The sequence below is a fragment of the Allobosea sp. P1_A7 genome, from assembly GCF_056406775.1.
This window is the reverse complement of sequence record NZ_JBFTZN010000140.1, coordinates 1-14,391: the sequence shown is the minus strand read 5'-3', so window position 1 is coordinate 14,391 and position 14,391 is coordinate 1. Positions and strand designations below refer to the sequence as shown.

Here is a 14,391-nt window from a genome sequence, read left to right as displayed (position 1 = left end):
GCCCGGTCGTGCTCGACGGCACGGCGATCGCGGCCCGTGCGCCGGCGGCGCTCGCGGCCGGCCGCGCGACGCTGGTGGCGCGGCCCGAAGACATCCTGCTCGCCGAGCCCGGCAGCGCCGGCACCCTGCCCGGCCGCATCGCGCATCGGCAATATCTCGGCGGCAAGACCAGCTACAAGGTCGTGCTCGACAGCGGGCGCGTTCTGGCGGTCGATCTCCAGAGCGGCGCCCATGACCGTTTMGAGCCCGGCGCCAAGGTCGGCCTCGGCTTCGATCCGGCCCGGACGCTGGTGCTCGCATCATGAGCCGGCAGTTCCGCTCGGTCTGGTTCTGGTTCTCGGCGCTGGCGCTCGGGATCCTGGCCGTGTTCCTGCTCTATCCCCTGCTCAGGGTGCTGACCGGCAGCCTGGGCAGCGGCAGCCATAGCGGCTGGGCGCTGCTCGCGGCCGATCCGAAATATTTCGCCGCCATCCTCAACACGATCGTGCTCGGCGTCGCCGTCACCCTGACCACGACGCTGATCGGCGTGCCGCTCGCCTATTTCACGGCGCGCTTCGAATTCCCGGGCAAATCGATCGTCGCGGTGCTGCCGCTAATCACGCTCGTCATCCCCGAGGTCATCGCGGCCCAGACCTGGCTGATGATGCTCGGCAATAACGGCTTCATCACCCGCTATCTCGGCGCGCGGGGCATCGACATCCCGAGCTTCTACGGCTGGCCCGGCCTGATCACGGTGATGACCTTCACCTATTACACCTACATCTATATCGGCACGCTCGCCGCCATCCGCGGCTTCGACGTCCAGCTCGAGGAAGCCGCCCAGAGCCTCGGCACCTCGCCGGCGCGCTCGCGGCTGCGCGTGATGCTGCCCGTGGTCCTGCCCTCGGTGCTCGCCAGCTCGCTCCTCGTCTTCACCCTCGTCGTCGGCAATTTCGCGACCGCGACCATTCTGGGCAGCCGCGTGCCGCTGCTCTCGGTGCTGACCTACCAGGCGGCGGTCGCCGAGGGCGGCTCCGACCCGGTGATGCAGTCGACGCTGGCGACGGTCTCGATCGCGCTCGTGATGATCGTGCTCTTCGTGCAGCGCTGGATCGTCTCGCGCGGCCGCCACGAGGTCACGCAGGGGCGCGGCGCCAGGGCCGAGCGGCTGCGCGGCCTGCCCGGCCTGTTCATCGGCCTGCTCGCCGGGCTGCTCGTCGTCGTCTCGCTGCTGCCGCTCGGCTCGATCGTGATCGGCGCCTTCACCGTCTCGCGCGGCCCGGTGATGCGCTGGGGCGAATGGACGACGGCCCATGTCGAGCGGCTGGTGCGGATCGCGCCCGATCCGGTGCTGAACACGCTGGCCTATTCCGCCGTCGCGACCGTGATCGGCATCACCTTCAGCGCGCTCGTCAGCTATCTCATCGTCAAGAAGCGCAATATCCTGACGCCGGCGCTGGATTATCTGACGGCGCTGCCGCTGGCGCTGTCGGGCACGATCATCGGCCTTGGCCTGGTGATGTCCTTCAACACCGGCTTCCTGCCGTTGACCGGCACGGCGAGCATCATCGTGCTCGCCTATGTCGTGCGCCGATTGCCCTTCGGCATCCGCAACTCCTCCTCGACGCTCTACAATATCCCGAACTCGATCGAGGAGGCCTCGGTCAGCCTCGGCGTGCCGCCGGTCGCGACCTTCTTCAAGGTCGTGCTGCCGCTGATGCTGCCGGCCGTCGCCGCGGCCGCGGTGCTGACCTGGACGACCACCGTCGCCGAGCTCTCGGCCTCGATCATCGTCTATTCCGGCGGGCGCGAGACGATGCCGATCCAGATCTACAAGCTGATCGATTCCAACCTGATGGCCTCGGCCTCCGCCTATGGCCTCGTGCTGGTCGCGGTGATCCTGATCCCGATCATCGTCGCGACCCGCGTCTTCAAGATCGACCTGTTCTCGTCAAAGGCCTGAACGGTTCCAGAAAACGACCAAGCCGGGCCGGCTCCGCCTCGCCGTCCGGACACAGCAAGGGGAAGGCGGGGAGAAAGGAACGACCATGACAAACCTGATCGACCGCCGCGCCGTCCTTGCCGGGCTAGCGGGCCTTGCGGCCGCACCGGCGCTACCGGCTTTCGCCCAGGGTGCAGCGGGCACCGTCGTGCTCTACACCTCGAACAATGCCCAGGCCGTGGACGCCGTGCTCGGCGTCGCCAAGGACAAGCAGGCAAAACTCAAGATCAGCACGATCACCGGCGGCTCCGGCCAGCTCCTGCGCCGGATCGAGGCTGAAGCCGCCAAGCCCCAGGCCGATCTGTTCTGGAGCTCGAGCGCCAATACGCTCGGCGCCTTCAAGCCGCTCTTCGAGCCCTATGCCTCGCCGGAAGCCGCCGCGATCCCGGCAGCCCTGCGCCAGCCGGAGAACCTCTGGACCGCCTCGAACGTCCATCTCGTCGTGGCCATGGTCAACAAGAACCAGCTCGGCGGCAAGCCGGCGCCAAAGACCTGGAAGGAGCTGCTCGACCCGGCCTTCAAGGGCAAGATCATCATCGCCGACCCCGCCAACAGCTCGACCGCCTATACGATCCTGTGGGGCGTCGAGAAGCTGCTCGGCCCCGATGGGCTGAAGGCGCTCGCCGCGAACCTGACGGTGTCCAGCGCCGCCTCGACGGTGCTGCGCAGCGTCGGCCAGGGCGAATACCCGATCGGACTGACCTTCGAGTCGAATGCCTATGCCTATGTCGCCGGCGGCCAGCGCGAGATCTCGCTGGTCTACCCCAGTGAGGGCACGTTCAGCACGCCGGAATTCCAGGTGCTGATCAAGGGCGCGCCGGGCGGCGCCACGGCAAAGGCCGCCTATGACCTGATGCTCTCGAAGGAGGCCCAGATCGCCCTTCTGGAGAACGCCTTCCGCCGGCCGAGCCGCAGCGACATCGACGTCTCCAAACATGTCGAGCTGCCGGCCATGGACAGCGTCAAGGTCTTCGGCATCGACGAGGACGAAGCCGCGGCCAAGCGCGACGAGTTCCTCAAGCGCTGGCAGTCCTTCGCGAGCGCCGCGAAGTAAGGGCGAAAGCTCAGCTCTTGAAAACGCCCGGCCACGGTTTCCGCGGCCGGGCGTTTTTTTGCCTCGTGTCGTGTCACGCGCGAGGCACGCTCAGTTCCTGGCCCCGAGCGCGAGACGGCAGGCCAGCCCCGCGAACACACCCGCGAGCAGATACTGGGGCAACCTGGGGAAGCGGAGCCGGCCGGCAACAAGGCTACGAAGCCGGGTGCCGAGCAGGATCACCGCGCCGTTCACGAGGAAGCCGATGCCGTTGATGATGGTGGCGAGCACCAGCATCTGCGCCACCATCGAGCCGCCTTCAGGCGTCRCGAATTGCGGAAACAGCGCCAGGACGAAGAGCGCCATCTTTGGATTGAGCAGGTTGGTCGCAAGGCCCTCCCCGAGGATCCGCCGCCCTGACAGCCGCTGCAGCGTCGCTGTCGGAGAAAACCCTGCTCCGTCCGAGCGCAAGGTCTTCCAGGCGAGATAGAGCAGATAGGCGCAGCCGGCCCAGCGCAGGATCTCATAGGCGATCGGCACGGTCAGGAAGAGTTGGGAGAGCCCGAGCGCGGCGGCCAGCGCATGGCAATAGGTGCCGAGCGCGATGCCGGCATAGGTCAAAAACCCGGCGCTGCGCCCCTGGCTGATGCTGCGCGAGGCAATCAGCAGCATGTCGGGGCCGGGCGTGGCGGTGAGCACCACGGAAGCGGCGGCAAAGAGCATGAGGGTGGAGAGATCCGGCATTGCGATTTCCTTCGAAAGGAGCCGGAATTCCGCTCTACCAGGATTCGCTGGTCGGGCAAGGCGCCCTCCCCGGTGCGACCGGCGGCGCCAGCGGCAGATCGAACGCGCGCGGCGATTTCGGGCTCACCGTCAGCGCTCTCACGACCACGCTCGAGCTGACGCGCGGTGCGCGCTACGGCCCCTTTCAGCGAACACGGACACTTCGCGGAGACCGCCCCCCGAACGCGGCGAGCGCCGGGGCGGCCCAGGCGGAAGGTCCCGCAGCAACGATAATCAAATAACAAAATACGTGTGACGAATATTGACATTCGTCACACGTTAGCYGATCATGCTTGCGCTACCGGTGTTTCCTGAAGGTGCGATCCGCGCGTCAAACCCGCGATCCAGACCTTCCGCAGCACCCCTGTCCGGCCTCACAACAGTTCGAGGGCGCCATGCGCGGATCACCACTGCTTTCCAACGTCTTTCGCGCCACATCCATTGTGGGGCTCGCCGCGGTGCTCGCCGGTTGCGGGCCTTCGGACGGCGCAGAGCGCGCCGAAACGCACGACCAGGCCCGCCCCGTCCTGGCTCCGGCCGTCGCCTTCGAGCCAAGGACCGGCGAGCGCAGCCTCGTCGGTGTCATTCGTGCCCGCGTCGAAAGCGATCTTGGCTTCCGCGTGCAGGGGAAGGTCGCCAAGCGGCTCGTGAATGTCGGGGACGTGGTCCGGGACGGCGACGTGCTCGCCACGCTCGACGAGGCCGATTTCGGGCTCCAGGTCGCACAGGCCGAGGCGGAGCGCGCGGCAGCGGCCGCAAGCCGGGCGCAGGCCGAGGCCGATTTCGATCGCGCCAGGTCGCTGATCAAGCAGGGGTGGACGACAGCCGCCACGCTCGACGCAAGGCGCGCCGCTTCGGAGGAGGCGCGGAGCCGCCTCGCCCGCGCTGAACGTGCGCTGGACCTCGCCAGGAACGCCTCGTCCTACGCCGTCCTGCGCGCCGACGCGAACGGTGTCATCACCGCGACCGCGGTCGAGCCCGGCCAGGTCGTCCAGCCGGGATACGCGGCGATCCGGCTTGCCCGCACAGCAGAAAAGGAGGCCGTCGTGGCGATCCCGGAGGCCTCGGTCGAACGCGCGCGACAGGCGAAGGCCGTCGTCACGCTCTGGTCGAACGCCGGGGTCCGCTATGGCGCGACCTTGCGTGAACTGTCGCCTGCCGCCGACGCCGCGACGCGGACCTATCTCGCGCGCTTCCCTGTCGCGGCAGCAGGCCCGGAAGTGCAACTCGGCATGACGGCGACCGTAACCCTKACCGATTCCGATCCCGAGCGCATCGTTCGCCTGCCGCTGACAGCGCTCGTCAACCAGGGCGCGGGGCCGTCGGTGTGGACTGTGGGCCCGGACGGAAAGCTCGCAGCCAAGCCGGTCACCGTCGCCGTCTACGAAGCGAAGGACGTGATCGTCTCTGGCGGACTCGCGGAGGGCGACCGCGTTGTCCTGCTTGGCGCGCAGAAGCTCGACGCCGGCCTGACCGTTCGCGCCGTCGATCAATTCTCATTCTGAGAAGGCCCAGGACGCCATGAAAGAATTCAACCTTTCGCGCTGGGCTGTCGAGCACCGCGCCCTCGTCCTCTTCCTGATCATCGTGATCGCGATAGCGGGGACGTTGTCTTTCATGCGGCTCGGGCGTTCGGAGGATCCGAACTTCACGATCAAGGACGCCGTGCTGACGGCGGTGTGGCCAGGCGCCACGGCGCGCGAGATGCAGGACCAGGTCGCCGACCCCATCGAGAAGAAGCTGCAGGAGTTGGCCTATTTCGACAAGGTGCAGACCTATGTGAAGCCGTCCTTTGCGGCCATGCAGATCTCGTTCAAGGACAGCACGCCGCCGGCCGAGGTCGCGGGCCTGTTCTATCAGCTCCGCAAGAAGATGGACGATGTCCGGCCCTCCCTGCCGGCGGGCGTGATCGGCCCGAATGTCAATGACGAGTACGGCGATGTCGACTCGATCCTCACGATGCTGACGGGCGACGGCGCAGACTACGCTCAGCTCAAGAAGGTCGCCGATGCCTTGCGGCAACGGCTGCTCCGGGTTCCCGGCGTCGCGAAGGTGAACATCTACGGCGTCCAGCCGGAGCGCATCTATGTCGAGTTCAGCCATGCCAAGCTGGCGACGCTCGGCGTGGCGCCGCAGGCGCTCTTCGACTCGCTGGCCCGCCAGAACGACGTGACGCCCGCCGGGACCGTCGAGACGAACGCGCAACGCATTCCGCTTCGCGTCACCGGAGCGCTCGACGGCGTCAAGGCGGTGGCCGAAACGCCGGTCGATGCAGGAGGACGCACCTTCCGGCTCGGCGATATCGCAACCGTGACGCGCGGCTTCGTCGACCCACCGAGCTTTCTTGTCCGCCAACGCGGCGAACCCGCGCTCGGCGTGGGCGTCGTGATGGCGCGCGGCGCCAATATCCTGAGTTTCGGCAAGGACGTGGCCGCCGCGACGCGCGCGTTCCAGTTGGACGTGCCGCAGGGGGTCAAGTTCGAGCAGATTGCCGACCAGCCCGAGATCGTCGCGGAGTCGATCTTCGAGTTCGAGCGCTCCTTCGTCGAAGCGCTCGCCATCGTGCTCGGCGTTTCCTTCCTGTCGCTCGGCTGGCGCACGGGGATCGTGGTCGCGCTTTCGGTGCCGCTGGTGCTCGCAGCGACCTTCGTCGTGATGTACATGCTCGGCATGGACCTGCACCGGATCACGCTCGGTGCGCTGATCATCGCGCTCGGGCTGCTGGTCGACGATGCCATCATCGCGGTCGAGATGATGGTGGTGAAGATGGAGCAGGGCTACGACCGCATCCAGGCCGCAGCCTTTGCCTGGCGATCGACCGCCTTCCCGATGCTGACCGGCACCGCCGTCACCGTCGCGGGTTTCCTGCCCGTCGGCTTCGCGAAGTCGGGTGCGGGCGAGTATGCCGGAGGCATCTTCTGGGTCGTCGGGATCGCGCTCGCCCTGTCCTGGATCGTGGCGGTGGTCTTCACGCCCTATCTCGGGGTCCTGCTGCTGCCGTCGTCGCTGTCCAAGGGCGGCGCGCATGGAGACCCTGGCGCGATCTACGATACCCGCCTGTATCGCGCCCTGCGCCGGGCGATCCAGACCTGCGTGCGTTGGCGGCTGACGACTGTCGTCGTCACGGTCGGCATCTTCGCTGCTGCTGTCGTCGGGTTCGGCTTCGTCCAGCAGCAATTCTTCCCGTTATCGGAGCGCAAGGAGCTGTTCCTGCAGCTTCGCCTTCCCGAGGGCTCGTCGATCGGAGCCACGTCCGGCGTCGTCGCCGAGGCCGAAAAGCTGATCGGCCAGAGCGATCCCGACATCCAGACCTTCACGGCCTATGTCGGACAGGGCTCCCCGCGGTTCTGGCTCGGCCTGAATCCGACGCTGCCGAACGAGGCCTTCGCCGAGATCGTGATCCTGACGAAGTCGATCGAGGGCAGAGAGCGCGTCAAGTCGCGCCTCGATGCCGCGATCGGCGCTGGCGCCTTGACCCAGGCGCGCGCGCGCGTCGACCGCTTCTCCTTCGGACCGCCCGTCGGCTTTCCCGTCCAGTTCCGCGTGATCGGCCCGGACCCGATGAAGGTGCGCGAGATCTCCTACCAGGTCCGCGACGCCGTTCGCACCAACAGGAACGCGGTCAACCCGCATCTGGACTGGAACGAGATGTCGCCCTCGGTGAGGCTGGTGGTCGATCAGGAGCGGGCCCGTGCCCTTGGGCTGAACGTGCAGGATGTCTCGCAGACGCTGCAGACCCTTGTCTCCGGGGCGACCGTCACGACCGTTCGCGACGGCGTCGAGCAAGTCGCCGTGGTCGCGCGGGCCGGCGAAAGCGAAAGGCTGGATCTCGGCCATGTCGGCGACCTGACCATCGTCGCCCGCAACGGCGTCGCCGTTCCGCTGTCCCAGGTGGCAAGGCTCGATTATGTCCACGAGGATCCGATCCTGCGGCGGCGCAACCGCGACACCGTCATCACCGTGCGCGCCGACGTGGTGGACGGGGTCCAGCCGCCGGATGTGACGGCGCAGATCCTGCCGCGCCTGCAGTCGATCAAGAATGGCCTGGAGCCTGGCTACCGTATCGAGACAGGAGGCGCAGTCGAGGAGTCGGAGAAGGCGAACGCCGCGCTGTTCGTGCTCTTCCCCATCATGTTTCTCGCGATGCTGACCCTGTTGATGATCCAGCTGCAGAACTTCTCCCGCCTGGCCCTGGTCTTCATGACGGCGCCGCTTGGCCTGATCGGGACATCGGCAAGTCTCAATCTCGCCCATCAGCCCTTTGGCTTCACCGCGCTGCTGGGGCTGATCGCACTCGCCGGCATGATCATGCGCAATACGCTCATCCTCGTCGACCAGATCGAGAGCGATGTCGCATCGGGATCGCACAGCCGGCGCGAGGCGATCGTCGACGCGACGGTCAGGCGAGCGCGGCCCGTGGTGCTGACGGCGCTTGCGGCGATCCTCGCCATGATCCCGCTGTCGTCGAGCGCATTCTGGAGCCCGATGGCCGTCACCATCATGGGCGGGCTCTTTGTCGCGACCTTTCTCACGATCCTGTTCTTGCCGGCGCTCTACGCGCTATGGTTCCGCAAGTCGCTGGATGAGCGTGGCGCGCCGGCGGGGCCGGAGCCAGTCACGCTTGTGCCGAGCTTCGCGACCTCGGTTGCCCACCAGATCATCGGACCGGAATCGTATCCGGCTCGACGATCGAACCTCACGATTGTCTCGGAGTAGCCTTGGTGACACATCCATCCCGTTACACGGCGCGCGTGACTGCCCAGAGCGAGAATGCGAGCCGGCGGCAGGACGGCATCGAGCCGCTGCAGGAGATTCTCGCGGTCGCCCGGCGGCTGTTCACGACCATTGGCTACCAGAAGACCACGGTCGCGGAGATCGCGGCCGAACTCGGCAAGAGCCCGGCACATGTCTACCGCTTCTTTGACAGCAAGAGGGCCATCAACGAGGCCGTGGCCGAGCTTTTGCTCAGTCAGATCGGCGACGAGCTCGCGGTGATCGCCGCCGGACAATCGTCCCCTCCCGAGCGTCTTGCCGCCTTCCTGCTTGCGCTCTCGGAGCTCAGCGAGCGGCATTTCATGACCAATAGCCGCGTGAACGACATGGTCGAGGACGCGATGGCTGAAAGCTGGGGCGTCTGTCTTCGCTACATCCAGCGCGTCGAAGGCCTGATCAGGACAATCGTCGAGGACGGCCAGTCTTCAGGCGATTTCAGCGTCGAGGATGCGGCAGCCGGGGCAGCCTGTGTGAAGACGACCATGGTCTGCTTCATGCACCCGACGATGATGGCGCTGAGCGCGGAGCATGCGAGGCCCGAGATCGAACAGGTCATCGCCTATGCATTGCGGGGGCTCGGGGCCAAGCCCCGGCGCTGAGGAACGAAGCCCGCGCCGACCTGAGTGCCCAGTTCGTCGCCCGCAGATTGCGCAGACGGCTGGCCGATTAGCGCAGCCGCCGGATCTCTTCCACCGTCACGGTCGGCTTCTGGCCGCCCCAGTTCGCCCGCAGCCAGTTGGAGAGGTCGGCGACCTCCTGGTCGCTGAGCTGCGCGGCAAAGCCCGGCATGGGCTGCATCCGCTCGAGCCCGGGGAAGCGCTGGGCCGGAATGCCGGAGAGGATGACCCGGTTCAGGTTGCGCGCATCTGCCAGCCGCAGCGAGGCGTTGGTCGCCAGCGGCACCACGACATGCGGGATGCCCTGCCCCTCGACGCCATGGCAGCTGGCGCAGACGGCGAGATAGGTGGCGCGGGCCGATGCTGCGGTCCCGGCGGCAACGGCAACCGGCTGAGGCGGCGCCGGCGGGGTCGCGCGCTCCGGCAGTGTGTCGAGATCGAACAGATAGGCCGACATCGCCGCAAGGTCGTCGGAGCTCAGATATTGCGTCGAGAAATGCACGACCTCGAACATCTGGTTGGTCATGGCGCCCTGCGCCGAGATGCCGGATTTCATGAAGTTTGCGAAGACCAGAGGATCGAAACCCATGCGCGTCAGCCCGGCCTTGGTGATGTCGGGCGCGACGATACCTTCCAGCTCCGAGCCCTGGAGATAGGCGCTCTCCTTCATGCCCATCGTCAGGTTGCGCGGCGTATGGCATTCGCCGCAATGGGCGAGCGCGTCGGTCAGATAGCGGCCGCGGTTCCAGGCCTCCGAACGCCCGGCCACCTCCGTCCCGGTGTCGCCCGACAGGTTGACGAGGTTCCAGAAGGTCAGCCCTTGCCGGATATTCATGGGAAACGGCAGGTGGTTGGCGCGGTTTGCCACCTTCATCGGCTCGCGGCTCATCAGGAAGGCGTAGACCGCGTCGACATCCCCGGCCGTCAGCTTGCGATAGGAGGCATAGGGCATCGCCGGATAGAGATGGCCGTTCTTGCCGACGCCGTCGCGCACCGCGCGGTGGAATTCGGCGCGCGTCCAGGCGCCGATGCCGTGCTCCTTGTCGGGCGAGATATTGGTCGAGTAGATCGTCCCGAACGGCGTCTCGAAGGGCAGCCCGCCGGCCCAGGGCGCGCCGCCCTTGGTGACATGGCAGGCATAGCAATCGGCGGCGACGGCGACATAGGCCCCGCGCTTGACGAGCCCCTTCATCTGCTCCGCCGTCAGCGGCTGCTCGATATCCCGGGAAACGACGCTGCGCTCCAACAGGCCGAGGAAGACGGCTCCCGCCGCGAGCGCACCGATGAAGGCGACCGTCAGCACGGCCAGAAGCAGCTTCCTCGCCATGCGCGCTACGCCTTCACCAAGCCGGGTGTCCTGAGGACGAGATCGCGCACCGCCTCGAAATAGCGGACATAGCCGGTGCAGCGGCAGATATGCCGGTCGAGCGCCTCGCCGATCACCTGTTCCAGCGCCTCGCGCCGGACCGGGTTGCGCTTCAACTGGTCGAGCAGCACCGTCGCACCGGTGACGAAGCCGGGGGTGCAGTAGCCGCATTGGAAGGAGAAATGCTCGATGAAGGCCTGCTGGACCGGTGAGAGCTGTGTAATCGCGCCAGTGGCGTCGCGCCTGGCCTGGCCCTCCACCGTCCTCACCTTGCGGCCAGTGAACCAGTGGGCGCCGGTGATGCAGGTGCGCATCTCCTCGAGCGAGCCGTCGCCCTTCTCGACGATCACGGTGCAGGCATGGCAGATGCCCTGGCCGCAGCCCATGCGCGAGCCGGTCAGGTTGAGATACTCGTAGAGGAAATCCTGCATCATCATCGTCTCCGGCACGTCGATGGGACCGACGGCCTCGTCGTTGATGGTCAGGGAGAGCGTGCGGGTCGCGATGGTCATGCCAGCGCCTCTCGGATTTTCTCGGGCGTGATCGGCAGGCTGTAGAAGCGCTTGCCGATGGCGTGGGCGACCGCGTTCACGATCGCCGGCACGACCGCGATCATCACCACCTCGGCCATGCCCTTGGGCGGATCGGTCTCCGACAGCGGCGGCAGGATTTCGGCCGTCTGCGACCAGACCGCGACATCCCTGGATGTCGGCAGCTCGTAGCGGTTCCAGTTCCAGGTGCCGTTGCCCGGCCCGTCCTCGTAAAGCGGCAGATACTCCTTCAGGGCGTGGCCGATGCCCATGGCGAGCCCGCCCTGGATCTGGCCGGAGACCAGCTCCGGCACGATCTGGTTGCCGCATTCGAGGATGGAGTGATGCGACAGCAGGCTGACCTCGCCGCTGCCGGTATCGACGGTGATCTCGGCCAGCGTCGCCATCGGCGCGTAATAGGTGACGCCGGCATTGTTGCGCTGCGTCGGCGGGTAGGAGACCGAGGCCCGGTCGACGAAGTGCCAGCCTGCTTCCGTCATCAGGGCCTTGCGCTCGACTGGTGCTCCTTCGCCGTATTGCACCGCCAGCGCATCGATGGCGAAGCGGCGGCGCCCAGTGCCCGACACTTCGAACTCCGCTTCGGCCCATTGCCAGCGGTTAAAGCTGTGCACGGTGACGCCGGTGACGAGGCCGAGCCGGTGCGCCTCGGCCGCGACCTCGGCAAAGGACAAAGGCTGCATGGCCGCCGCATTGACCGTGCCGCGGATGATGCGCAGATCCTCGCGGCGCACCACTTCGGGCGCCAGCTGGCCGCCGCCGATGCCGCGCGACCAGAGCGAGCGCGCGGCGGGCCAGAGCGCGAGGTCGACAAGCGCGCGGGCCGCCTCGCGCGTCGCATGGCCGAGATAGTAGACGCTGTTGGAGGCGCTCATCGGCGAGGTGAAGCTCGGCGTCCAGCGCGGATTCGCCATGCGCCGGTCTTCCTCCTCCTGGGAGAGCGTATAGGGCTCGTCTGTGGTCTCGAGCGGCATCTGCGGCCAGCGCACCTTGCCGAATTCGGTCTCGTCGGGTTGCCGGCCGAGGATGCCGGCGGCCATCACCGCCTGCGAGGTCGTGGCGCCCGTGCCGATCTCATGCGCGACATGCGAGAGCGTAAGCCGGCCGCCTGCGTCGAAGGCGAGCGCGCAGAGCGCCGCTTCGGCGCCGGTGCCGTAATCCTTATGCACATGGCCGTAGCCGACGCCATATTTCTTGCCGGGATTGGCGGCCTCGAAAGCGGCCTTGCGCTCCTGTCGCCCGGCCCAGAGCGGGTGCCTTTCCGCCCGCGCCAGGATCTCGTCATGACGCAGCGCACCTGAGGGGATCGCGCCCTGCGAGTTCTTCATGCCCGATTTCAGCGCATTGCGCCGCCGGAACTCCATGGCATCGAGGCCCAGCGCCTCGGCCGCCTCGTCGACCATCATCTCGGTCGCCGCCATGGTCTGCAATGTGCCGTAGCCGCGCATCGAGCCGGCATCGACGGCGCGCGACGACAGGATCGTCGCGGAAAAGTCGCTCTTCGGCAGGTAATAGATCGACTGCGCCGCCGTCGCGCCGACCGTGCCGACCGAGACCGAAAAATTCTCGCGCCCGCCGCCATCGTTGCGATAGCGCCCGGTCATCGCCCGGAATTGTCCGGTCTTGCGGTCGATGACCATGACCTTGTCCATCTCGAAGGCATGGCGCTTCAGCGCGGTCTGGAACTGCTCGTAGCGGTCATTGGCGAGCCGGACCGGCCGCCCGTCCGCATAGAGGCCGGCGAGCACGCAGTAGAACGGGAAGATCGCGTGGTCCTTGGTGCCGTAGCCGACGGTGTAGCCGATCTTGAGATCGATGCTGTTCAGCGGGAATTTTGACTTCGACACCATATGGGCCGCCATCTCGGCGACCTCGTGCGGGGACTGCGTGGCGATCAGGGCGTGCAGGATGCCGGTCGAACGCTCGTACCAGACATTGCCATTATCGGCCTCCATCGCCGAGGCATCGGCCGACTGGCTGGTAAAGCTACGCCGCAGCACCAGCACGTCGTCCCCGGCAGTGGCGATCTCGCGCTCGATCTCGGCTGCGGCCGCCATGCCGCGCGCCATGGCGTCACCGTCTCCGGCGGCGGGCCATTGCGGTTCCTCCCCCTTGAAGCCGGTGCGGATCGTCGTGTCCTTGAGCGCGGAATAGCGGTCTTCGGCCTCTGGAGTACCGCCATCGATCCGGACATAGCGCGCCGCGCCATAGGGGCCGGGCGTGGTGGACGGGCCCTGCGCGCCGTAGCGCACGACCCTGTCGTTGAAGCGCAGCTTGCGCTTGGCCGCGTCATAGCGGGCAAAATCGTGATAGATCAGCAGCGCGACCGGCTGGCCGAGCAGGCGTGCGGTCTCACCCTTGGGGACGAAGAAGACATCGCCATAGAAGCCGGGCGCGGGGATCGCGACGCCGTCGGCGACGAGGTCCTCGTGCAGCACCAGCCGATCCGGCCTGAGGTCCTCGCCGAGCAGGCTAAGATCGACGCCATCGAAGACGCGGTCGACCCGCGTCGCATGGAGCATGAAGGCGTGCGCCTGCTGCTTCGGCCAGCCTGCAAGGTCGCGGGCGCGGTAGTCGCGCGTAAACGTCTTGCCGCCGGTGACCTTGGCGATGGCGTCGAGCCGGTATTTCGGCTTGCCGCCGGCCTCGAGCCAATCGGCCCCGGGATGCGGCGGCGTCTCGATCAGCTCCGCCCGGGTGGCCGAGGGCAGCAGCGAAATCCTAATCGCGACGCCGGCCGCTGCGGCCTGGAGGACGGTTCTGCGGGATAGACCTGTCTTCACGCCGACACCCCGCTCGCTGACGAGCCGACTCTGCTCTCCCGCCGATAATATGGGCACAGGGCGGGCGCGTATATCGATATTCGAATTGGTCTGGTTTCAGGGATTGGGGGTGGTCTTCGGCTCGGGGAATAGCCGCGCGGCCCTTTCGGGGCCGCCAACGCTGGCTGCTGCTTCGCGCCAGGAGCGGACTCTGGCTAGTTGCCCGAAAGCTGACCTACGAAGCGCCGCGCGTGAGCCGCGAGCCAACGTCGAACCTGGCGGCGTGACCTAATCCGCCGCGCAGCGTAGCGCCCTCCAATGGGCAGCGCTCGATCTGCGCCCGCTGCGGCCGACACGTTCCTAGCGCCGCCGGATGGGTCGGTACCATCCGGAATCCCCGACTTTCGACCGCCGTCGTGCCGCGAAGCGCAGACGGGCTGCGGACGCCTGCTGAAACACCTCGGGTGCAACCAGCGGCGCCAGGACCACCCGCCCAGCGGGGGCGCCTGATCTGCGCTCGTCTAGGAG

At 67.1% G+C, this 14,391-nt stretch carries 10 protein-coding genes; 6 read left to right on the top strand and 4 right to left on the bottom strand.

What is annotated here, in order from left to right:
- The 3 genes from AC1D34_RS22410 to AC1D34_RS22400 form a co-directional block, all read left to right on the top strand.
- The coding region (locus AC1D34_RS22410) for a TOBE domain-containing protein (protein ID WP_476825372.1) at window positions 1-305 on the top strand (305 nt) is incomplete at its 5' end.
- On the top strand, window positions 302-1,942 hold the full coding sequence (locus AC1D34_RS22405) for an ABC transporter permease (protein ID WP_441504716.1): 1,641 nt from the start codon (window positions 302-304) through the stop codon (window positions 1,940-1,942). The genes AC1D34_RS22410 and AC1D34_RS22405, both read left to right, overlap by 4 nt.
- Before the next feature lie 85 nt (window positions 1,943-2,027).
- On the top strand, window positions 2,028-3,035 hold the full coding sequence (locus AC1D34_RS22400) for an ABC transporter substrate-binding protein (RefSeq protein WP_441504717.1): 1,008 nt from the start codon (window positions 2,028-2,030) through the stop codon (window positions 3,033-3,035).
- Window positions 3,036-3,125: 90 nt separating this feature from the next.
- On the opposite strand, the gene AC1D34_RS22395 is transcribed toward AC1D34_RS22400, so the two are convergent.
- The gene (locus AC1D34_RS22395) at window positions 3,126-3,758 is read right to left on the bottom strand and encodes a LysE family translocator (RefSeq protein WP_476825371.1); all 633 of its coding nucleotides are present in this window, start codon (window positions 3,756-3,758) and stop codon (window positions 3,126-3,128) included.
- 434 nt (window positions 3,759-4,192) lie between these two features.
- On the opposite strand from AC1D34_RS22395, the gene AC1D34_RS22390 reads away from it, so the two are divergent.
- Genes AC1D34_RS22390 through AC1D34_RS22380 form a run of 3 tightly spaced genes read left to right on the top strand, consistent with a single transcriptional unit; the run spans window position 4,193 to window position 9,169 of the window.
- Window positions 4,193-5,302 (top strand): efflux RND transporter periplasmic adaptor subunit, encoded by a 1,110-nt coding sequence (locus AC1D34_RS22390; protein WP_441504719.1) that lies wholly within the window; start codon window positions 4,193-4,195, stop codon window positions 5,300-5,302.
- A gap of 16 nt (window positions 5,303-5,318) precedes the next feature.
- Complete coding sequence (locus tag AC1D34_RS22385) at window positions 5,319-8,513, top strand: efflux RND transporter permease subunit (protein WP_441504720.1); 3,195 nt, start codon at window positions 5,319-5,321, stop codon at window positions 8,511-8,513.
- A gap of 5 nt (window positions 8,514-8,518) precedes the next feature.
- The gene (locus AC1D34_RS22380) at window positions 8,519-9,169 is read left to right on the top strand and encodes a TetR/AcrR family transcriptional regulator (RefSeq protein ID WP_441504721.1); all 651 of its coding nucleotides are present in this window, start codon (window positions 8,519-8,521) and stop codon (window positions 9,167-9,169) included.
- A gap of 67 nt (window positions 9,170-9,236) precedes the next feature.
- Here AC1D34_RS22380 and AC1D34_RS22375 read toward each other — a convergent pair whose 3' ends face one another.
- The 3 genes from AC1D34_RS22375 to AC1D34_RS22365 are packed head-to-tail and all read right to left on the bottom strand — an operon-like array spanning window position 9,237 to window position 13,884.
- Entirely contained in the window at window positions 9,237-10,514 is a 1,278-nt protein-coding gene (locus AC1D34_RS22375; protein ID WP_441504722.1) for a c-type cytochrome, read from the bottom strand.
- A gap of 5 nt (window positions 10,515-10,519) precedes the next feature.
- Window positions 10,520-11,065 (bottom strand): (2Fe-2S)-binding protein, encoded by a 546-nt coding sequence (locus tag AC1D34_RS22370; protein WP_441504723.1) that lies wholly within the window; start codon window positions 11,063-11,065, stop codon window positions 10,520-10,522.
- Window positions 11,062-13,884, bottom strand: coding sequence for a xanthine dehydrogenase family protein molybdopterin-binding subunit (locus AC1D34_RS22365; protein WP_476825370.1), 2,823 nt, complete (start codon window positions 13,882-13,884; stop codon window positions 11,062-11,064). Before AC1D34_RS22365 ends, AC1D34_RS22370 begins: the two co-directional genes overlap by 4 nt.
- Window positions 13,885-14,391: the final 507 nt, after the last annotated feature.